Here is a 22,346-nt window from a genome sequence, read left to right as displayed (position 1 = left end):
GTAGCAACGAATGCACGTTAACATGCCTATACATTAATAATGTTTTGATTTTAATATAATATGACATCATCTTAAAAATTAAAAGCCATAACAACTATTATCACATATACACTGTTATTAATAAATCAATCAGATTAGAGTTAAATTAACTGTACGAATATGCATTAATAAATTTTATATCTATAATAATGAATTAATATACTGCTTCTCAAAAGAATGTTGATTTTAAAGAAATAATAATTTTTCTTTTAAGAGATATTACTCTTTAAATAACAAATTGTCATTATGTGGGCATTTTGATCAAAAAAACGTTATTACATTACAATATAGTACTTTACTATAATGCTATGCCGTTAATCACATAGTGTAACCATGAATTCGTAATCTATTAAAAACATAAAAACTCAATATTTGACTTGTGCTTCTACTATCAATGTTAGAAACATTAACATATTTGATATAGTTATAAAATAGTTTTATTGAATTTTGAACATACTACATTCATTCTGATTGTTATCATCAATTGAATACAAAATGCATATCCATTTCATTTGAAAATGAACACTTAAAATAGCAAGCATAAGAAATATGTAGCCTTTGTAAAATTTTGATAAAATAATTAATAATTATTTTTGAATAAATATACTAGTTTTATAATGATGCATAAGACGTCTACATTATCTAGTGGTATATCAGCTCAATGTATATCTTAAATTTTAATTTAATTAAAAATTAATTAGCCAATAATATAAATGCAACTAACAGTGTTCAATAATATCAGAAAATCCTCGAAAAATTTGTAGCGTCTCATAACTAACATGATGTTCAATTCCTTCTGCATCTCGGCGTGCTGTTTCTTCACTAATACCAAGCGCTAATAAGAAAGATTTTACAATTTGATGACGCATACTATTTTCATACGCCAATGTTTTTCCTTCATCAGTTAAAAAAATTTTTTGATAAGGTTGTTGTATTACTAATCTTGTAGTGACTAATCGCTTTAGCATTTTAGCTACTGTCGGTTGTGATACTCCTAATCTTGCCGTTAGGTCTATTTGGCGTGCTTCGCCACGATAGTAAATTAAATCAGCTATTAGCTCAATATAATCTTCCATCAGCTCTCGTCGGTGCGCTTCTCGTACTTGCAAAAATCCCTGTACATGCTCTTGTACATCAGTCAAAAGCATGAGATCACTGGATAGTGCAGAAAATAAATCATTTTGGGTCATACCTGTTCTCGTTATCGTCATAGATTACCAAGCTCATAGATATTATTTCACGGAACAAAATAAACACATAGCGTCTTGGTTTTATATTCTAAACAAAGAAAGGATAAGTACAAAATTTTTGAATTAATTTCTTTATTACTATTTAATATAGCCTATGCTATATCTATCTATTAAGTAATTAGCTTCACAGGTTTAACTTAAGGATAATAAAAATTATAGGATATAGATATAATTGTTATTTCATAAAAGTAAAATAATTCATATTTTAATATGTTAGTCATCAAACGAGATAATTTCCATGGCCAATATTCCACAGCCTGATCAGTTAACCAGATCATCCTTTATTTTATATTTTCTTTATTTCATTATATTATTATTATTTACAGGCAAAGTGTGGGCACAAAAGAAATTTCAAGTTATTACTACTTTTACTATCATTCAAGATATGGCTCAACAAATTGCAGGACATGCAGCTGAAGTTCATTCAATTACTAGGCCAGGTGCAGAAGTTCATAATTATCAGCCTACACCACGTGATATCGCTAAAACTCAAAAAGCAGATTTGATACTTTGGAATGGAATGAATTTAGAGTCTTGGTTTAGACGATTTTTTAATCATATTTATGATGTTCCCTCGGTGGTAGTTACTGAAGGTATTAATCCAATGTTAATCCGTGATAGTACTTCCCATGATACATTAAATCCGCATGCATGGATGTCACCGATAAATGCATTGGTATATATTGAAAATATTCTTAAAGCATTAGTAAAATATGATCCATCTCATACGGAAATTTATAATCATAATGCACGTAACTATGCGAAAAAGATTAAGGCTATTGATGCCATGCTACGCGCTAGATTAGCTAAAATACCTGACGATCAACGTTGGTTAGTAACCAGTGAGGGTGCATTTAGTTATTTAGCTCATAATTACCATTTACGTGAGGTCTATCTGTGGCCGATTAATGCCGACGAGCAAGGTACACCACAACAAGTAAAAAATGTCATTGATATAGTGCGACATTATCACATACCTGTAGTATTTAGCGAAAGTACAGTTTCTGATAAACCAGCACGTCAAGTCAGTAAAGAGTCCGGTGCAAGTTATGGCGGAGTTCTTTATGTAGATAGTTTATCTGCTGCTGGTGGACCAGTGCCCACATATCTTGATTTATTAAATATTACTGTTGATACTATCGCTAAAGGTTTCGGACAATGACTTCTGCAACACTGGTAATAAGTAATCTAACGGTAACCTATAATAATGGACATACTGCTTTACGTAACGCCAGTTTAACGTTACAAGGAGGCATGCTTTGTGCACTACTAGGAATTAATGGTAGTGGAAAATCCACTCTTTTTAAGAGTATTATTGGGATGGTAAAACCTAGTGATGGTTTTATTCGCCTTAATGGTTTTCCAGTAAAAAAAGCTCTACGTCAAAGTCAAGTAGCTTATGTACCGCAAAATGAGGATATTGATTGGAATTTTCCAGTTTTAGTAGATGATGTAGTAATGATGGGACGGTATGGAAAGATGTCATCTTGGCTACGTCGACCTTCCAAAGAAGATTATTATCAAGTAGATCAAGCACTGTCCCGTGTTGGTCTGAAAGAATTACGTAGGCGGCAGATAGGCGAATTATCTGGTGGTCAGAAAAAACGAGTTTTTTTAGCACGGGCATTAGCACAGCAAGCACAAGTATTACTCTTAGACGAGCCTTTTACTGGCATTGATAATCAAACGGAGGATAACATTATCACTCTATTACAAACGCTACGTGACGAAAAAAGATTAATTTTAATATCTACTCATAATATTGGGAAGGTACCTTATTTTTGTGACTGGGCAGTACTGATTAATGAAATTTTAGTAGATTCTGGTCCAATTTCAGACATTTTTACTATTGATAATTTACAACGTACATTTGGTAGTACATTTTTTCCGCCTTTGTCAGGAGTACCAAACAATGTTTGAATTAGCACTTGAACCACTAAACTATGCTTATATGCGAAATGCAATTATAGCCAGTGCGTTAGTAGGTGCCTCTTGTGCGTTTTTGTCGTCTTTTCTGATCCTAAGAGGATGGTCGTTAATTGGAGATGCTTTATCCCACTCTGTCATGCCTGGAGTAGCACTGGCTTATGTATTCAATCTATCCTATGTTTTTGGTGCTTTCGCTACTGGTATGATTGCAACATTAACTATGGCTCTAATGCGACATTTAACTTATCTGCGTGAAGATGCTATTATCGGCTATGTATTTTCTACATTTCTTGCAGCTGGGCTACTCATTATATCGCTGTATCCTACTTCTGCTAACGTACAAACAATTTTATTTGGCAATATTCTGACCATCGCGGACTCAGATATATGTCAAGTAAAGTGGATTAGCATCATAACGCTAATAGTACTAATTTGTATACGTAAAGATTTACTAGCAATTTTTTTTGATGAAATTCATGCTCGTTCTATAGGTTTAACACCTTTGTGCCTAAAATTAGTATTTTTTGGTCTATTAGGCATTAGTATTATTGTTGCATTAAAAACTGTTGGCGCAATCTTAGTAATGTCACTAGTAGTGACTCCGGGTGCTACTGCTTGGATGATAACTGATCGATTTTCATGGTTAATTTTATTTTCAATTAGCTTTGGTTCGTTTACTTGTGCTATCGGAACGTGGCTAAGCTATTTCATAGATGGAGTCACTGGTGGAGTGATTGTTACTCTACAAACTTTTCTTTTTTTAGTAAGTTGGTTAATTGCACCACGTCATGGCTTGTTAGCCATTCGACGACATCAACGACGTCGTTTTTTAGGAAAAGATTAATATTATGCTTATTGTTACATATTTAATTGAGCCTTTACGTCACTCATTTATGCAACGTGCGCTTTTAGTAGCGTTATTAATTGGCATTGTCTGTGCGGTATTATCTTGTTTTTTGGTTTTAAAAGGTTGGTCTTTAATGGGCGATGCAATTTCTCATGCTGTATTACCAGGAATAGTATTAGCTTGTGCTTCTGGTCTACCTCTGTCTTTAGGTGCTTTTATTTCTAGTTTGATCTGTGCATATACTATTGCTTATATTAAAAATCATAGTCACTTAAAAGAAGATACAGTAATGGGAATAATATATACCGGAATGTTTGGATTGGGTCTGGTTCTGTTCGCTCGTATTGATACAGATCAACATTTAAGCCATATTTTATTTGGAAATATACTTGGGATTCCTATACAAGAATTCTTACATATTCTAATTATTTCCATAACGGTAACTTTAATATTACTATTGAAGCGACGAGATTTAGTACTATATTGTTTTGATTTAAGACAAACAACAGTGTTGGGTTTTTTTATTCCATTATTACACTATGGATTTCTATCATTAATAGGACTAACGGTTGTAGCAGCCCTACAAGCCGTGGGTGTGCTTTTGGTAATCGCGATGTTGATTACTCCTGGAATTACTGCGTTAGTTTTATGTAAAAGCTTTGATGCAATGCTGAAATTATCCTTATTAACTGCGACGTTTTCTAGTATTAACGGTACTCTTCTCAGTTTTTATTGTGATGTGAGCACTGGACCATGCATTGTTTTGATTCAAAGCCTACTATTTTTAGTAGCGTTGACATTACGACGCTATATCATCAATAGACCACATAAATTAAAATATATTTAATTCAATGAATTAATAATACTATGATATGTTCAAGATTTAATCTTAAAATACTAAGTATTTGTATGTTTATAATGGTATGAAAACTTGATATTCATCAAAAAACATTTTTTAACATCAAATACATTGTCTATATTATATCAAAATATATATTTTCAATAATATAAATATTTTTATAATTTTTTTATAGGTATTAATTTTTTTGATGATGAATAGAATAAATATATGTTATATAGTAGTGTGATTAGATTTTATTCTTTTTAGAAAAATTAAACTCAAATTACATCTGGAATTATTATTTATAATATCTTGAAATATTTATCTTTTATATGTAGAAAAATTTCTTTAGAACACTTAGAAAACTATTAAATACACTTGGTAAGTGGACAAACTTGAATTAATTATTCAAAATAAAGTGCAATTAATTCAAAATGAAAATTTTATATTTAAAGTATAATAAAACAAACATTAACAATAATTTAAATTAATATTTAAATATTTTGTCTGTATTTTTTATTCATAGTTAATAAAATAGCTTTGAGAATACGAGGATTTCCAGCAATCATATTGCCTGAAGTAAAATAATTATGATCGCCAGAAAAGTCAGTGACTATACCACCTGCTTCGCGTATTATCAATTCTCCACTGATCACAGACCATGGTTTCAAACCCATTTTAAAAAATCCATCCATTCGTCCAGCAGCAACATAAGAAAGATCTAAAGCAACAGAACCTGTACAGCGAAAATCAACTTGTTGTATGTGCAAGTTACTCAATAGAATTAAATAATTATGATAATATTGTCTCTGTAGTACTGGAAAACCAGTAGCTAAAATTACGCCATCTAAAGTACGAGCAATACTTCCTCGCAAGCGATAACCATTCATCTGTGCTCCCTGGCCTCGCACAGCGGTAAAAAGTTCGTTTCGCATAGGATCATATACTACAGCAACTTCAGTATAGCCTTTAGTACGTACAGCAACGGATATAGCAAAATGTGGCAAGCGCTTTATAAAATTAGCCATTCCATCTAATGAATTTACAATCCATTGCACATTGTTATCTGTATCTAGCAACTGTGCATTTGCTTCACTAATGATAATGTGTTGCGGATAAGATTTGTGAATGATCTCAACGATTAAATGTTCTACTTTTTGATAAATGTTGGTAATAAAATCAAATTCTATTTTTTGGTTAACAGTGATAGTACTAGAAGTTTCATAATACTTAGCAATTAAATTTCCAGCCTTTCTTGCGCTACGACAAGCAATGTTCAGCATTGGATGCATAAAATATTTTACCCATGAAAATATTAAATATCCTGAGTGGTAAAGAGTTTACCAGAAATCAGAATACGTTTCCATCGTTCTTTAATAAACAAGCAGTTGTTTTACATCGATGTAAAACATTTATTTTATTTAAATTTACATTATTTTAATCAAAATCTTTTATATTTTGAAATTCATATTATCTTTTTTACTATAAAAGAGTAAGATATAGACAAGATTCTTGTATTATTTATATTAGCAGCATATAATTTTAGAACAATCCGATTTATAAAGTATATCTTTTCAATAAGGCAACAAGAGTTTTATTCTCGACATTCGGTGTATATAGTTTTTTAATCATATTAACAAGTGAATTATCAAGCAGATTAGACGCTAGAATCTAAGTACGGTGTTTTATGTCCTAATTAATATATTTAAATTTACTGATAGAAATTTTAAAAAAATTTTAAATGCTTCTAGTTTTATTTAGAACATTTTATTGGATGTTAACGACAGATAAATAATGGTAATTAACAACATTAAACTCGAATAATTAATTTAGAGTTAATTAACTTATGTAAATATTATTTAAATTAATAACGTTAGATGTTTAAAAACCTCATAGTATTAATCGATCTCAGTGATTAATGGACAAGAAAGATATTCTCATTATCTCTTTAATGGACTATTTTTTAATTTTACATAGCGCAATATGATTGCGATACATTATTTCTTATGAAATAAGATCGATTTGTAAAAATAATTAGTTTTTATAAATCGTTAATTTTTATGTTTTTTTATTGAATGTAGCTATTTTAAAGCTGTTTTATGCACAATAATTTTATTATACTTATGGCCGTTGTATTTTATAATCTTATGTGTATATTGTACACAGTATGTTATTTGATTATCAAAATCGTAATATATACTCAGCTTATTTAAAAACACATTGTTATAATATATGAAATAAAAAAATTTTATGAGATTACCAGTTTACCTTGATTATTCTTCGACGACACCGGTCGATCCTCGTGTTGTTGAAAAGATGATGCAATATTTGACTTTAGATGGAATTTTTGGCAACCCATCTTCTCGATTTCATCGTTATGGCTGGCAGGCAGCAGAATCTGTTGATATTGCCCGTAATCATATTGCAGATCTGCTAGGAGTAGATTCGCTTGAAATAATTTTTACTTCTGGTGCAACAGAATCGAATAATCTTGCTTTGAAAGGTGTCGCTCATGCTTATTGTAACGTAGGTCGACATATCATTACTGGTTTAACCGAACATCATTCAGTACTTGATACTTGTAAGTGTTTAGAAAAAGAAGGATTTACTGTTACATGCTTAACACCTCAGAGTAATGGCATTATCATGCCACAACAATTAAGTGAAGCCATACGTAATGATACTGTTCTTGTTTCTTTAATGCATGTTAACAACGAAACTGGCGTTATTCAAGACATTTCAGCATTGGGTGCATTATGCCGTTCTAGAGGTATACTTTTCCATGTAGATGCTTCTCAAAGCGTTGGAAAATTACCCATTAATCTTATGATACTACCAGTAGATTTAATGTCATTTAGTGCCCATAAAGTATACGGCCCAAAAGGGATTGGTGGTCTTTTTGTACGTCTTAAACCGCGGGAAGTACATATCGATGCCCAAATTCAAGGTGGCGGACATGAACGTGGTATGCGTTCCGGGACGCTTCCAGTACATCAAATTGTAGGAATGGGAGAAGCTTATCGTCTTGCATCTCAGGAATTACAAACTGACATGTTACGTTTACGTATTTTACGTAATAGGTTGTTAAAAGGTTTTCAAAAGATTGATGGAATGACAGTCAACGGTGATCTACAACAAAGCGTGGCGATATTACTTAATGTCAGTTTTAGCGACATAGACGGTGCTCAATTAATCATGGAGCTTAAAAATCTAGCTGTGTCTATGGGTTCTGCTTGTGCTGCATCAAGTTTTGAAACTTCTCATGTTTTGCGTTCTATGGGTGTATCTGATAAATTAGCCCGCAGTTCTATTCGTTTTTCATTAGGAAGATTTACTACTGACGAAGAAATAGACTATGCTATTATGCAAGTTCAAATGGCTATCTTGCGTTTACGTAAACTCAAAGCTTTTTCACATTAAGCAATATTATTAAATATATTTTATCCAACATGGTGTTGTTGCATTTACTAGTTAGTAAATGATCTACTTACGTATTCAAATTTGTTGATATCTTTAATTTTTTATCTAATTATTATAATACAATTTTATCACAAATATGATGATAATGTCATGATAATTACTTATTTTGACCGAATGATAATGACACAATATAGAATGACACAATATGGATTGTTTCTGGTAAGGTAACACACAAAAAAATATTTTATATGATATTATACTATTTTTTTGAGCTACTATTTAATCGGTTGTTTTTATACAAAACAAAAGTCAATGTAATGACTATGATATGGTTTTATCAATTTTACGATCATAATAAAATTGAAGAAATAAAAAAGGTAAATATGGATCTATATCTATTATTAATAGATGATAGTACTTTTTATTATTAAGCATAGATTTTTTTAGGGACACTATTTATTAAAAGTAAATAATATTGCTCAAATTAGCTGAAAATTTAAATTTTTAATAAAAATTCATCTAGTATTACATAATATAAAATTATCTTTGATTAGTTTATTTATAACCGTTCATTATAGTTTTTTAAAACTTTTAAAAATATTTAAAAGCTATTATTTTAAGTAAAGAGAAACATTCTAAAATAAAATTATTTTGACAATTTATTAAGAATAAATCACATCATATATTATCATAACTTAGCTTAACAGCAAACCAGGACACAACCACTGGCGCCGTGAATTCAGAAAATCTTGTACGGCCATTACTTTTGTCCCCGCTAGTTGTAAAGATTTAAGTATTAAGATACCCTTTCCAGTAGCAACATGAAGGCCAGTTTTATCGACAGAAAGCAATGTACCTGGTGGCTGTGAATATAATGTTTTAGCATCTATACTGGCTTGCCAAACTTTGATGTTTTGTCCTTCAAATGAAAAATAGCTCACAGGCCAAGGATTAAATGCACGAACACAACATTCAAGTTGTAGGGCAGATAACCGCCAATCAAGGCGTGCTTCTGCTTTGCTAATTTTTTTTGCATAGGTAACACAAGCTTCTTTTTGTGGTTTAGCCACAATTTTATCAGAAGCAATTTGTGCCAGCGTAATTAACAAGGATCTTGATCCAATCTTTTCTAATTTTTTGTATAGTGCTGCACTTGTATCGTGAGGTTCAATAGTACAAATTGCTTGATGTAAAATAGGACCAGCATCAAGATTTTCATCCATTTTTATAATTGTAATCCCTGTTTGCTTATCATTGGCCCATAATGCCCGTTGAATGGGTGCTGCGCCACGCCAGCGCGGCAATAATGAACCGTGTACATTTATACAACCGAATTTGGGCATATTGAGTATAGCTTGTGGTAAAATAACTCCATATGCTACTACAACTATAACATCTATGTTAAGATGAAGTAAATTTTGGACTGCAAACATATTCATTGCACAAGGCTGAAAAATCATTAAGTTATGTTGCTTAGCAACATATTTTACCGCACTGATAGCCAACTTATTACCACGTCCAGATGGACGATCTGGTTGTGTAAGAACACCAATGACATTATGGGGAGAAGAGTGTATTAGAGAATTTAGATGATGTGCTGCAAATTCTGGAGTACCTGCAAAGAGAATGCGTAAGGAGTTAGACACGACCATTATTCCTGTAATAACATGTAGATCACGCTTCTAACGTGGACTTATTTATATAATACTAATGTTTCTAAGTTTTACTTTTTATGAGCGCACTTACTTTTAAGTGGAGGCAAGTAATCTATAAATAACCTTCCTATTAAATGGTCCATTTCATGCTGAATACAAACCGATAAAAGATTATCTGCTTCTAGTTTAAATTTATTTCCATTGAGATTGTAAGCACATATTTTAATCTTTTTTGCTCGTGATACAAATCCACGTTGAGTAGGAATAGATAAACAACCTTCATCGAAGCTAATCTTGCCTTTTTTATTCAGAAATTCAGGATTAATAAGTATTAGCTGTTGATCTTGAGTATCAGATAGATCAATTACAATAATTCGTAGATGAATATCTACTTGAGTAGCAGCTAAACCAATACCTTTTGCAGTGTACATAGTTTCGAACATATCATCTACAATTCGTCGGATATCATCATTAACATTCACAATAGGAGCAGCAATTTTACGCAATCTCTTGTCTGGATAATATAATATCCGTAGCAACGACATAGTGGTTTCACTCTGAATTTTAAGTGCAAAATATTACTATTTATTAGTAAGTTATAAAAAATTGTTTAACATTATTAAATGTAATCGTTTCATCTTTGTAGTAAAAAATTAGGATTACGTAATACATACTATCGAAACAATTTTTATATCAGGTAGTAATAATGACATTAAAAAATAAAAGTACTTTTGTTCAGGCTATGCTACTACATCATGTATTTATTATGATATAATGAATATGTTATGACTGACGAATTTAGCGTTTATTTTTTTGTACATACCATTGGTATTACCTGTAATCAATTAATATTCCTTAATAAGATTGTGTCTTGATGTCTGTTAAGTGACATATATTCTACTACTCATTCATATATAGTAATATTCTTAATCATATCTTATATTAATTATATTTCAATAAATCTGTCATATCAAATATCTAATTTAACAAAAGACAGAAGTTGGTAATTTGTAACAAGTCGTAATAGTATATTCTGTTCGAATAAGTTAATAATTACAGTAGCTGTTATCTAAAGAATTATGACATTGTCTTGTCAATCTTGCTTTTTTATAAAAATCGGATTTTCACAAAACTAAGATAGAGCATTAGCTTCACTTTCCATTTACTGGCAGTAGAATGCACTAATCATTTATACCATTATTTAGAAATGAATTAATAATCGTTTATAGGTAATATGATTTTCTTCAACTCTTTAACTAAAGAGTTAAAGAGTTGAAATATTTTCAATCATATAAAACATATATATTATTTTATCAAAAAAAATAAATTATACATTAAGCTAAAATATAAGATATATACTATTACTTATATAGTAAATACATTGATTAATATCATCTATTATTAGCATTTCATATTTTATTTGATCCAATAAAATTTACTTTTATTAAAAAATAACTAAGCTGTTGTACGTTCATTGAAACAGAGTATAAATAAGAAAAACAAAAATAATTATAGACTAACTTTCAAAGTTACATTGCTATTTGTCGATATGTTGGCTAACGTAGAAGAAAAATTTATACCTGTTGACGTCGTCAATGAAGTGCCGGTCAACTTGGTGCCAAGATTATGATGCGATTAATAAAACTCAAGTGATTAAGATAGATCAAAGTTATATCTGGCAACTATGTCCGATTGGGGGAGGGTAAATGCATGTTCGACGTACTAATGTATTTGTTTGAGACCTATATCCATAATGAAATTGAAATGCGTGTGGATCAAGACAAATTGACGGATGATCTTACCCGCATAGGTTTTCATCGGAAAGATATTTTTAATGCTTTAAATTGGCTAGAAAAACTAGCTGATTTGCAAGATGGACAAGGGAAAGCTTTATTATTAAATATTGATCCGCTTGCTATGCGTGTTTATACCGAAGAAGAAAGTCAATTTTTAGATACAAATTGTCGCGGATTTTTGTTATTTTTAGAACAAATTCAAGTGCTTAATATTGAAACGAGAGAGATGGTTATTGATCGTGTAATGGCATTAGAAGAAACAGAATTTGATCTAGAGGATTTACAATGGGTCATTCTTATGGTTTTATTCAATATTCCGGGTTGTGAAAATGCTTATCAACAGATGGAAACTTTAGTGTTTGCAGAACATAAACATTGTCTTCATTAATAGTATTAAATATACTTAATCATTGTAAATGCACTTTTTATAAAATATTAAAATCTTTATATCTAAGATAAATGAAGTAATTTAGATTCATTTTAAGTAATGTAGTTTTTACTTAAAAAAGCACCGTCATTCTAAATAGAATGTGCATCCAATTGACGAAATAGAAAAGAATCGCCTACATTAAAATAATATTTAATGATTAGTGATGTGGTATCATATCGGTCTATATTATAGTAATTCACAAGTGATAGATTTATATAACTTTCGTTTACTGTAATTATTATATATTACTTCCATTATAATGCTTACTAAAAATCATAATGGTGTAGTTTTTTTGACTTATCTTAAGTTTAAAGGTCTTATTAGTACAATATGTTGTACGTCATTATTTCATTATTCAATAGATCATACTTGATATTAGTATTTCTTTTTGTGTATGGATAATATAATAAGTAATTATTTTTTGTACTTAACTAAAAAACATGACGAGAAAATTTTCTCCACAAGTTTAACACGCTTAGTTAGAGCTTTGCGACAACAACAAATTATTGCTTATCCAACAGAAGCTGTATTTGGTCTTGGATGTGATCCTGACAGTGAATCTGCGGTGAGGAAGCTTTTAACTTTAAAAAAACGTCCATGGCAAAAAGGATTTATTTTAGTGGCTTCTAATTACACGCAATTGATGCCTTACATTGACGATAGTGCATTAGATAATATTGCACGTGCACGGATTTTGAATCATCTATTAACTCCAGTTACTTGGGTGATGCCAGCCCGTCCAAATATTCCATTTTGGCTTACGGGAGATTGTTCATCAATAGCAGTGCGTATTTGCACATTCAAACCTGTATATCATCTTTGCCTTGCATTTAAAAAACCATTAATTTCTACTAGTGCTAATTTAACAGGATATCCACCAGCACGTACTGCTGTTGAGGTACATGAGCAACTAGGTAAAACTTTTTTAATAATGAACGAAGCTATCGAAGGTCGGCGAAATCCTTCCGAAATTAGAGATATTCGAAGTGGTGCATTAATTCGCCAGGGATAATAAAATGTGACAAGGAATCAGATTATGGATACCTTTGCTGTTTTTGGGAATCCTATTGAACATAGTCAATCTCCATACATCCATTCACTTTTTTCTGCTGAAACAGGAATTTTTCATCCATATGGACGAATATTAGCACCTGTAAATGATTTTGAAATACTGTTAAAGCAGTTTTTTGATAAAGGTGGTTTAGGCGCAAATATAACATTACCGTTTAAGGAACGCGCTTATTTATTTTGTAATCAGCATACTGAGCGAAGCTCCTTCATTGGTGCGATTAATACGATTAAAAAGCAGCCTAATGGTATATTGTTAGGAGATAATACTGACGGCATTGGCTTGCTTAGCGACTTACAACGTCTTAGTCTTTTGCGTCACAATAGTCATGTACTGTTAGTCGGAGCTGGTGGTGCTGCAAGAGGTGTCATTGCGTCACTTTTGTCTTATGGTTGTAAGTTAGTATTGACCAACCGAAATTTTTTACGTGCACAAAAATTAGTAGAGGTTTTTTATCATCTTGGAAATATTTGTGCTCTACCATTAGATCATTTAATGTATCCAGAGTACGATTTAATTATTAATGCAACATCAATTGGCTTACAAGGAAATATCCCTCCTATATTACCGGAATCTTTAATTACTCCATCCATTGGTTGTTACGATATGTTTTATCAAAAAGATGATGATACTCCATTTTTATCTTGGTGTCGTCGACAAGGAGCTTATCGCTGTTCAGATGGTCTAGGTATGCTTGTAGGACAAGCTGCTCATTCTTTTTATTTATGGCATGGTGTATTGCCTTCTATTTTATCAGTTCTGAAAACTTTTCAAAAAGAAAAGGCTATATAAAATACATAATTTATTTTCTAATACAATGACAGGATGCAAATCCTCCAGTATTGAGCTGGATGGTAATTTTACATTAATCATACTATTTGAATCGAACACAATATTTTTATAGTTAATTGATAGGTTAGTCAACAAAGTATAGATATTTTGCTATCAAAAAATTTTAAATAATTAAGTATTGCAAAGATATAAATTTAATACTTATTTATTATAGATTTTAATGCACAAGCTAATTATTAAAGTTTTAATATCTGAATATCTTTAAATATCATCTCTTACTATTGGATGATATATTGATTGGATCTTTTAAAATAAAATTTTAAAAAAGATTACTTTAATTTATATATAAATTTTTGTTAAATGCCGCACAAAATTTAAAAGTGTCTTAGTTTAAGTATTTTTATCTATTTTTTTAACAATGTAACGAAACGACATAAATAATATTTAAATAGATAGAACTAAAGTCTTTCTATAAATTTAATATTTCCTAAAATTTAATGTTTCCTAAAAAGTTTTATAGATTTTTCTTGTATTGTTTTTATATTTAAATAATACTGGTTTCTCATTATCATCTTAGTAGGTCTAATTTTTATATTAAATGGTATGTGATTGAATACTATGCATATGACGACTCGTATTAAATACGAATATTTTAAATTGTACACTTTGTAAATTTAGTAAATTTGCGTATTTATTTTAGTAAATAACAGAATATTGTATTTTTATTAATTACTATGTTTTCAATTCGACTGATCATTTTATTAAAAATACTAAAAATAACCCAGAATATCGAAGTATTCCCAATTAAATAATCTGTACTAATATATTTTAGTAATTCATTTTTTTGAAATTTAAATGAATGAAATATATCATATAATATTTTTATATTCTTTTTATAAAATATATTATATAAACAAAAAAATATAAATTATATATTGAATATATATGTTACTGTAAGTAAATAATAAAATGACGCATTAAGTCTAAGAATTTAATTATTTCTGTCCATATTTTCTGTGATTTTATGATAATTTTATTGAATTAATTATAATATTTGTAATTAAATAAATGCTAATTTAAAGCAATTAAATACAAATACTATGAATATATTTTAAGTTTTAATACTACTAAATTAGTACATTCACTTAACGTGTATAAATAATACGAAAATTATAAAATATTGCTTCATTAAGAAACCTAAAAAATAAATTATGATTGAGCTTAATATGACACAATATTGTATTAGTCTATAGTATACATAAACAATTCAATATTCCATATGATAATGTCATGAACTTACTTCAGTCTAATTAATGAATGTAATTAATTCACAATCTTTTCCTATAAAGATTCTACTGAATAACCTATAGTCTACCAACTGTCGTCGTACATAAGCAAAGTGTTGAAACTAATTTAAATGAGTGTAAATCAATGAACACAATATTGTATAGCATTATTTAATAATGTTAAACATTTTACTGACTGACTTCTTAACAGAATTGATATAGATAATACCTATAGATAGAATGATTGCCAATCAATCATAAATCATTAATCTATAAATGTGATAGATCATACTATGAATGATTTGCATGGTTCATAAAAAAATTTTTTATTTCTAACAATGTCGGTTATATAATTAATTGTTTTCGATAAAATATGTGTTCCTATTATTAATAGAAACTTTCAATAATTTATTGCTTATTATAAATAAGCGAAGTCACTTACTTTATAACAGGTTACGTTTTATGTTTAGTAAAAATATTGAATTGTTCATATTATTTAATATTTTTTTAAAATCAAGACAAGGATTTTTTATTTAAAGTTAAGTATCAACTAATAGTGCAGTTGATTATTTTTTAATAAACCTTTAAATAATACTACAAGATATACGTAGTAAAATACTACGACACGTCAAATATATACTAATATAATTATTCATTTATAGATAAATGAGCTCCAAGACATAAAAATCATAGGCAATTGATAAGAGGTGTTACTATATAAATTAATGAATATAACAGCAGTTATATTAATGTTGCACATTGTAATATGCAAGATGCTTTTGCATTGATTTACATATTCATACTAATATATATCATTATACTATATCTATAAGATTTTCTAGTTCACAACTATTCATTGTTGATCGTGCATGCAGTAATAGTCATTACCCTCTATAAATATATTAATGTAATAATATAATCACAACATTATTTCAATAATGCATTTTGATTTTTATATCAACATAGTTTAACTCTTATATTGACGTATAACAAGATTGAACAGAATGATTGATATAATTTAATATTATAGTATACAACCGTTGATTATTGCCCACTACTTTCTAGTTTATGAATCAAATTTCAGCACAATAATGTAGTAGTATTGATTGATTAATCATGATAAAAAGTTTATTGACTAGAATCATGGATTGTAAATAACGATGGATATATCAAACATTTGTATAAAGAATAAATTTATTTTTTAAGGAATGAGAACTAATTTAAATTTACTTAACATTCAACACACTATATTTTATTTATTTTAGCGTACTACTGAACATAATTAAAAATTTTATCTATTTCATACTTTGATGTTTGGTTTTTCATAGACTAAGCATCTTTAGTAATATTACTATTCTAATATCGTCATTATTTTAATTCTTCTATTAAAAAAATAAATTAATCCATTCATCCAAAATTTATATTTATAAACTTTTGATCATCTAATGATCGGACTAATTTCTTTAGAAATTCTACTGTATTTAAATTATTTATCAACTAACAGAGTGTATATAAATACAATAATAAAATTTTTTAAAATAAATAAATTGTTAAATTAATCAGCAATTAACTTATAATGTTATCTCAAGATAATATTATACTTTTCTTGTTTTGAATTATATTCAATAAGTTTTTCTCATAGTTGTTTAGAACAATAGGATGGTATTGTATCATTTAAGTAATATATCTTTATTTTTTATTTTCTAGTAAATAAATAAGCAGATTTTTTGTATGTAAGAAAATTACAAAACGATAATTATCAATTTTACTGTTATCTTATAAGATATATAATTAACAATATTACGTGTACTTTAAAGTTGTATTTTATTACAAAACACGTCACTAGCAACCTAACGTACGCGGAATAGAAAAAATTATTAGTGATACACTACTATCTTGTCACTCCTAATATGCTGTGAGTTCACGTAGTGCGTTTTTTAAGAATTGATGGTGTTATATTACATGCATTCCAGCATCCACTATAAAGTAGAAAGAGTATGATTTTCGGTAAAATGTACGCGTTTAAATTCGATAAATAAATACACTGTGAATAATTGGATAGCAAAATTAATGTTTTTCCAATCTAAAATTACATAGTTACCTAGTTAATACTAGGTGCTAGTGTACATAGAAATGTAAGGATGATCCAATTATTTTCCTGTGATTAAATTATAGTTTTGGAAAGAATCAATATTCTACTTCTATTTAGCATAGATAGTAACATCTTAAATACAGTCTTAATATCTTCATTAGCAAAATAATATTGGCGTATTAAAAAAACTTAGAAAAAAGAGTTTTAAAAAATATTGTTCAATTAGTGTATGATATACGCAATTTTAACATCAATTCCATCTGATAGTTAAAAGTTATGAAGAATAATAACTCTTTAAGTTTAGAGCAAGCAGATAGCATATATCGTACTCCTGCCCACTGGCAGACGTTAAAAATTGTCAGAGTTGTAATGCAATTTTCTAAAAATATTCTCTGTTTTCATTACTATAAAAAATACATTAGAAAATAACTGGATCTTAGCAATTTTAGTAATTAAAGCTAAAAAGCATGTAAAAATTTATTCAAAGTTTGATAAACATTTCAATATTGAACAAAAAAAATGGGAACTAGAAAATTTTTATTTTCAGTCTTTATATCCAAATGAATATAAATATATTGCAACACTGCTTCACGAAAGACATTTTAGCCATAAGAAATACATTGAAGATTTTGTTAATTTGTTACTTTGTAAAATGAAACAAGCAGGTTTAAAAGTAAAAATTTACGGTCGAATAAAACATATCTATAGTATATGGCGAAAGATGTGCCAAAAAAAATTAATGTTCGATGAACTATTTGATTTATTAGCAGTTCGAATCATAGTAGAATATCTACAGGACTGCTATACTGCTCTAGGTATTGTACACGCACATTTCCATCATCTACCAGATGTATTTGATGATTATATTACTAATCCGAAACCTAACGGTTACCAATCAATGCATACAGTAATAATAGGACCACACGGAAAAATACTAGAAATCCAGATTCGAACATACCAAATGCACAAAAATGCCGAGTTAGGTGTGGCAGCGCATTGGAAATATAAAGAAGGTAACGTAAAGTAAACATCAACCATTTAAATTATGAAAATTGTATCTTTAATTTTCCTTGATACGACTAGTTTTCGGGAAAATAAAATTAAATTTAAGTAACAAACGTTTATAAGTAAGCGTCTAAATATATAATGAATAATTGAACATATATTGTATGTCAAAAAAAGATATAATGGATCCGAGTCTAACTCTAAATTCTTAGAATTGTCTTTTTATTATTACAGGGAGTAATAGATATTTTCTTTTCAATTCTAATTAAATTATTACTAAACATGACTATATTAATTTTCCACCACAGCATGACTAAGAAATAACATTTTCTCAAACATTAATTGCTGTAAGAAAAGTTAGAAATAGTTGGAATATGTCAGTATAAAAACATCTGAATAAATTATAAATATTATTTATAGTTATTATACTTTTAATCATATCTTTAAAAGAGATTAAAATTGACTGACATCCGTTTTCGATATCTTATGCACTGTTGCTAATATTTTAGTCAAGAATTACAAAATATAACTTATTATAAAAAATCGAAGATTTATTCTTTCTTTGATTAGATGAATATAAATAAATATGTTGTTACTACGAAATAACAAAGATAAATTTATAGAACAATAGAATCTATTATCTTTATAAAAATGATCAATCATGTTTTTTAGTATGTTATTACATTTTTATACGTTTCAATATTTGTAATATAATTAGATTTTAAGTATACTTCTTTTCCCGTTTTCAGTTATTTAGACTTTGTACCTTATGTCTTAGGTTTTTAGCATGATAACTAATTATATTTTTGTTACTGGCGGGGTGGTATCCTCTCTAGGAAAGGGCATTGCTACAGCTTCTCTAGCAGCTATTCTTGAAGCAAGAAACTTAAAAGTTACCATTATGAAGTTAGATCCTTATATAAATGTAGATCCAGGTACTATGAACCCTATCCAACATGGCGAAGTTTTTGTAACTGAAGATGGGGCTGAAACAGATCTAGACTTGGGGCACTACGAACGTTTTATTCGGACTAAAATGTCACGTCATAATAATTTTACTACTGGACGTATCTACTCTGACGTTTTACTTAAAGAGCGTAGAGGTCATTATCTCGGTGCCACCATTCAAGTAATTCCTCATATTACGAATGCTATTAAAGAACGTATTATTGAAGTTGGTAAAGACTATAATATAATTCTAGTAGAAATTGGAGGTACGGTAGGTGATATTGAATCATTACCTTTTTTAGAAGCTATCCGTCAAATGGCAATAGATATGGGACGACAACATACACTTTATGTACATTTAACTTTAGTGCCGTATATAGCTTCTGCAGGTGAAGTTAAAACTAAACCTACTCAACATTCGGTAAAAAAATTGCTTTCTATAGGAATTCAACCTGATGTTTTGATCTGTCGTTCTGATCGGGTTGTACCAAGCAATGCACGTAAGAAGATTGCTTCATTTTGTAATGTATTAGATAATGCAGTGATTTCTTTAAAAGATGTTGATTCAATTTATAAAATACCAATATTATTAAAATCGCAAGGATTGGATGAGTATATTTGTAAACACCATAATCTTCACTGCCCTGAAGCAGATTTATCTCAGTGGGAGCACGTAATTTACCAGCAGGAAAATCCACTTGGCAAAGTAAATATAGGAATAGTAGGAAAATATATTACATTACCAGATGCTTATAAATCAGTTGTTGAAGCTTTAAAGCATGCTGGACTAAAAAATCGCTTAACAGTGAATATTCAACTCATTGATTCACAAGATGTAAAAATTAGAGGTTTTAAAATTTTAAAAAATCTAGATGGAATTTTAATTCCTGGCGGATTCGGATATCGAGGTGTAGAGGGAAAAATCATAACGGCACAATATGCTCGAGAAAAAAAAGTTCCCTATTTAGGAATTTGTCTAGGTATGCAAGTGGCATTAATTGAATTTGCTCGTCACGTAGTTGGAATGCAAGATGCAAATTCCACCGAATTTATGCCAAATTGCAAGTATCCAGTAGTGGCACTTATTACTGAATGGAACGATATAAGCCTTCAAAAAGAAATTTGTACTAATCAGAATAAGTTAATTGGTACTATGCGCTTAGGTAGTCAATCGTGTTATTTATCAAATGATAGCTTGTCGAGACAGTTGTATGGAAAAAATAATATCATAGAACGTCATCGTCATCGTTATGAAGTTAATAATATGCTATTAAAACCAATCGAAGATTCTGGATTACATATTGCTGGATGGTCAGGTGACAATAAGTTAGTAGAAATCATTGAATATCTTAACCACCCATGGTTTATTGCCAGTCAATTTCATCCAGAATTTACATCAACGCCACGTGATAGCCACCCATTATTTTGTGGATTCATAAGAGCTGCTAGTAAATATAAGAAAATAGCCCTGAAGTAAATTTCAGAAAATTATGAACAAAGAGAAAAATACTTAATCCCCTATTCTACAAAGGATTATACTTCTAATACATTGTATTAAGGCAATACACATGTCAAAAATTATAAAAATTATTGGTCGAGAAATCATCGATTCTCGTGGACATCCGACCGTAGAAGCAGAAGTGCATCTAGAAGGTGGTTTTGTTGGTTTAGCTGCTGTTCCATCGGGCGCATCTACAGGCTCTAATGAAGCTTGGGAACTTCGTGATGGTGATCAATCCCGTTTCTTTGGAAAAGGCGTAACTAAAGCAGTTAATATGGTCAATGGATTAATCAAAAAAGCACTCATCGGTAAAGATGCTATAGATCAAGTTGCATTAGACGAAACTATGAATCATTTAGATGGTACTCAAAATAAATCTAAACTTGGCGCAAATGCCATTTTGGCTGTATCATTGGCTGCTGCGAAAGCTGCTGCAGCTTCTAAAAAAATGCCATTATATGAACATATTGCAGAAATAAGTGGTACACCAAATACATTTTCTATGCCATTACCCATGATAAATATCATTAATGGAGGTAAACATGCCGATAATAATATCGATATTCAAGAATTTATGATCCAGCCAATTGGAGCTAAGACGATCAAAGAAGCTATTCGAATGGGTTCCGAAATATTTTTTAACTTATCAAGTGTACTAAAATCCAAAGGCATGAGTACTTCTATAGGCGATGAAGGTGGTTATGCACCGAATTTAAAGTCTAATGCAGCTGTGTTCTCCGTGATAAATGAAGCAGTAGAAAAAGCTGGATATGCGTTTGGTAAAGATATTACTTTAGCAATAGATTGCGCAGCTTCTGAACTGTTTGATAAAGCTACCGGGTGCTATCACTTAATAGATGAAGAACAAGTGTTTACTTCGAAGGAGTTCACGCATTATCTAGAACGTTTAACAAAACAGTATCCGATTGCTTCCATTGAAGATGGCCTTAATGAATCTGATTGGGAAGGTTTTGCCTATCAAACTAAAGTTTTAGGTGATATGATTCAACTAGTTGGTGATGATTTATTCGTCACTAATACTGCTATCTTAAAAAAAGGCATAGAAAAAAGTGTTTTAAACTCCATTCTAATTAAATTAAACCAAATTGGTACACTGACCGAAACACTAGATGTAATTAAAATGGCTAAAGACGCAGGTTATTCCACCATTATTTCTCATCGTTCTGGTGAAACTGAAGATGCTACTATTGCTGATCTTGCAGTAGGAACAGCAGCTGGTCAGATCAAAACAGGTTCAATGAGCCGTTCTGACCGTATAGCAAAATATAATCAATTAATTCGAATTGAGGAAATATTAAGCGAACGCGCACCTTTCAATGGTTTAGGAGAATTGAAAAAATATAAGATTAAATCCTAAATTTTTGTGTCTTGTTTAAATGAAGAAGAAAGTTAATTTCCAACTTATGTCTAGTTTAGAACTAAATT

Annotated in this window: 15 protein-coding genes and 1 pseudogene; 12 read left to right on the top strand and 4 right to left on the bottom strand. The window is 29.7% G+C overall.

Features of this window, described 5'->3' with window-relative positions; all coding sequences use genetic code 11:
• Positions 1-758: 758 nt before the first annotated feature.
• Positions 759-1,229: a manganese-binding transcriptional regulator MntR gene (gene mntR, locus ACICP0_RS02965; protein ID WP_395480260.1), complete on the bottom strand. Its 471-nt coding sequence runs from the start codon at positions 1,227-1,229 to the stop codon at positions 759-761.
• Positions 1,230-1,527: 298 nt separating this feature from the next.
• On the opposite strand from mntR, the gene ACICP0_RS02960 reads away from it, so the two are divergent.
• Genes ACICP0_RS02960 through ACICP0_RS02945 form a run of 4 tightly spaced genes read left to right on the top strand, consistent with a single transcriptional unit; the run spans position 1,528 to position 4,912 of the window.
• Positions 1,528-2,451 (top strand): metal ABC transporter substrate-binding protein, encoded by a 924-nt coding sequence (locus ACICP0_RS02960; protein WP_395479848.1) that lies wholly within the window; start codon positions 1,528-1,530, stop codon positions 2,449-2,451.
• Entirely contained in the window at positions 2,448-3,209 is a 762-nt protein-coding gene (locus ACICP0_RS02955) for an ATP-binding cassette domain-containing protein (RefSeq protein WP_395479847.1), read from the top strand. Before ACICP0_RS02960 ends, ACICP0_RS02955 begins: the two co-directional genes overlap by 4 nt.
• Entirely contained in the window at positions 3,202-4,062 is an 861-nt protein-coding gene (locus ACICP0_RS02950) for a metal ABC transporter permease (protein WP_395479846.1), read from the top strand. The genes ACICP0_RS02955 and ACICP0_RS02950 overlap by 8 nt, the downstream gene beginning before the upstream one ends.
• A 4-nt stretch (positions 4,063-4,066) precedes the next feature.
• A complete protein-coding gene (locus tag ACICP0_RS02945) occupies positions 4,067-4,912 on the top strand; it encodes a metal ABC transporter permease (protein ID WP_395479845.1) in 846 nt (281 codons plus the stop codon).
• Between the two features lie 488 nt (positions 4,913-5,400).
• Here ACICP0_RS02945 and suhB read toward each other — a convergent pair whose 3' ends face one another.
• Entirely contained in the window at positions 5,401-6,198 is a 798-nt protein-coding gene (gene suhB, locus ACICP0_RS02940) for an inositol-1-monophosphatase (protein WP_395479844.1), read from the bottom strand.
• Positions 6,199-7,156: 958 nt separating this feature from the next.
• Here suhB and ACICP0_RS02935 point away from each other — a divergent pair.
• On the top strand, positions 7,157-8,326 hold the full coding sequence (locus tag ACICP0_RS02935) for an IscS subfamily cysteine desulfurase (RefSeq protein WP_395479843.1): 1,170 nt from the start codon (positions 7,157-7,159) through the stop codon (positions 8,324-8,326).
• A 695-nt stretch (positions 8,327-9,021) separates the two neighbouring features.
• Here the strand turns inward: ACICP0_RS02935 and fmt are convergent.
• Both fmt and def read right to left on the bottom strand, forming a co-directional pair.
• The gene (gene fmt, locus ACICP0_RS02930) at positions 9,022-9,972 is read right to left on the bottom strand and encodes a methionyl-tRNA formyltransferase (protein WP_395479842.1); all 951 of its coding nucleotides are present in this window, start codon (positions 9,970-9,972) and stop codon (positions 9,022-9,024) included.
• A 77-nt stretch (positions 9,973-10,049) separates the two neighbouring features.
• The gene (gene def, locus ACICP0_RS02925; RefSeq protein ID WP_395479841.1) at positions 10,050-10,526 is read right to left on the bottom strand and encodes a peptide deformylase; all 477 of its coding nucleotides are present in this window, start codon (positions 10,524-10,526) and stop codon (positions 10,050-10,052) included.
• Between the two features lie 929 nt (positions 10,527-11,455).
• Here def and ACICP0_RS02920 point away from each other — a divergent pair.
• The 7 genes and pseudogenes from ACICP0_RS02920 (at position 11,456) to eno (ending at position 22,278) form a co-directional block, all read left to right on the top strand.
• Positions 11,456-11,611, top strand: coding sequence for a hypothetical protein (locus tag ACICP0_RS02920; RefSeq protein ID WP_395479840.1), 156 nt, complete (start codon positions 11,456-11,458; stop codon positions 11,609-11,611).
• An 80-nt stretch (positions 11,612-11,691) separates the two neighbouring features.
• Positions 11,692-12,165, top strand: a complete 474-nt coding sequence (locus tag ACICP0_RS02915) for a DUF494 family protein (RefSeq protein ID WP_395479838.1) — start codon at positions 11,692-11,694, stop codon at positions 12,163-12,165.
• 463 nt (positions 12,166-12,628) lie between these two features.
• On the top strand, positions 12,629-13,219 hold the full coding sequence (locus ACICP0_RS02910) for a Sua5/YciO/YrdC/YwlC family protein (protein WP_395479836.1): 591 nt from the start codon (positions 12,629-12,631) through the stop codon (positions 13,217-13,219).
• A 24-nt stretch (positions 13,220-13,243) separates the two neighbouring features.
• Complete coding sequence (gene aroE / locus ACICP0_RS02905; protein ID WP_395479834.1) at positions 13,244-14,068, top strand: shikimate dehydrogenase; 825 nt, start codon at positions 13,244-13,246, stop codon at positions 14,066-14,068.
• A gap of 3,826 nt (positions 14,069-17,894) precedes the next feature.
• Positions 17,895-18,461, top strand: a pseudogene (gene relA, locus ACICP0_RS02900) (GTP diphosphokinase); the annotation flags it as partial.
• A 777-nt stretch (positions 18,462-19,238) separates the two neighbouring features.
• The gene (gene pyrG / locus ACICP0_RS02895; RefSeq protein ID WP_395479832.1) at positions 19,239-20,876 is read left to right on the top strand and encodes a glutamine hydrolyzing CTP synthase; all 1,638 of its coding nucleotides are present in this window, start codon (positions 19,239-19,241) and stop codon (positions 20,874-20,876) included.
• A 91-nt stretch (positions 20,877-20,967) separates the two neighbouring features.
• On the top strand, positions 20,968-22,278 hold the full coding sequence (gene eno / locus ACICP0_RS02890; protein ID WP_395479830.1) for a phosphopyruvate hydratase: 1,311 nt from the start codon (positions 20,968-20,970) through the stop codon (positions 22,276-22,278).
• Positions 22,279-22,346 lie beyond the last annotated feature (68 nt).

The organism is Candidatus Curculioniphilus buchneri endosymbiont of Curculio glandium (assembly GCF_964275155.1).
Classification (GTDB): Bacteria; Pseudomonadota; Gammaproteobacteria; order Enterobacterales; family Enterobacteriaceae; genus Curculioniphilus; species Curculioniphilus buchneri.
The sequence above is the reverse complement of the archived record's forward strand: the minus strand, read 5'-3'. Positions and strand labels throughout refer to the sequence as shown.

Bases quoted from the DNA above. Each gene is read 5' to 3' on its own strand.
- mntR (WP_395480260.1), bottom strand. From the start codon at position 1,229: ATGACCCAAAATGATTTATTTTCTGCACTATCCAGTGATCTCATGCTT.
- ACICP0_RS02960 (WP_395479848.1), top strand. From the start codon at position 1,528: ATGGCCAATATTCCACAGCCTGATCAGTTAACCAGATCATCCTTTATT.
- ACICP0_RS02955 (WP_395479847.1), top strand. From the start codon at position 2,448: ATGACTTCTGCAACACTGGTAATAAGTAATCTAACGGTAACCTATAAT.
- ACICP0_RS02950 (WP_395479846.1), top strand. From the start codon at position 3,202: ATGTTTGAATTAGCACTTGAACCACTAAACTATGCTTATATGCGAAAT.
- ACICP0_RS02945 (WP_395479845.1), top strand. From the start codon at position 4,067: ATGCTTATTGTTACATATTTAATTGAGCCTTTACGTCACTCATTTATG.
- suhB (WP_395479844.1), bottom strand. From the start codon at position 6,198: ATGCATCCAATGCTGAACATTGCTTGTCGTAGCGCAAGAAAGGCTGGA.
- ACICP0_RS02935 (WP_395479843.1), top strand. From the start codon at position 7,157: ATGAGATTACCAGTTTACCTTGATTATTCTTCGACGACACCGGTCGAT.
- def (WP_395479841.1), bottom strand. From the start codon at position 10,526: ATGTCGTTGCTACGGATATTATATTATCCAGACAAGAGATTGCGTAAA.
- ACICP0_RS02915 (WP_395479838.1), top strand. From the start codon at position 11,692: ATGTTCGACGTACTAATGTATTTGTTTGAGACCTATATCCATAATGAA.
- aroE (WP_395479834.1), top strand. From the start codon at position 13,244: ATGGATACCTTTGCTGTTTTTGGGAATCCTATTGAACATAGTCAATCT.
- pyrG (WP_395479832.1), top strand. From the start codon at position 19,239: ATGATAACTAATTATATTTTTGTTACTGGCGGGGTGGTATCCTCTCTA.
- eno (WP_395479830.1), top strand. From the start codon at position 20,968: ATGTCAAAAATTATAAAAATTATTGGTCGAGAAATCATCGATTCTCGT.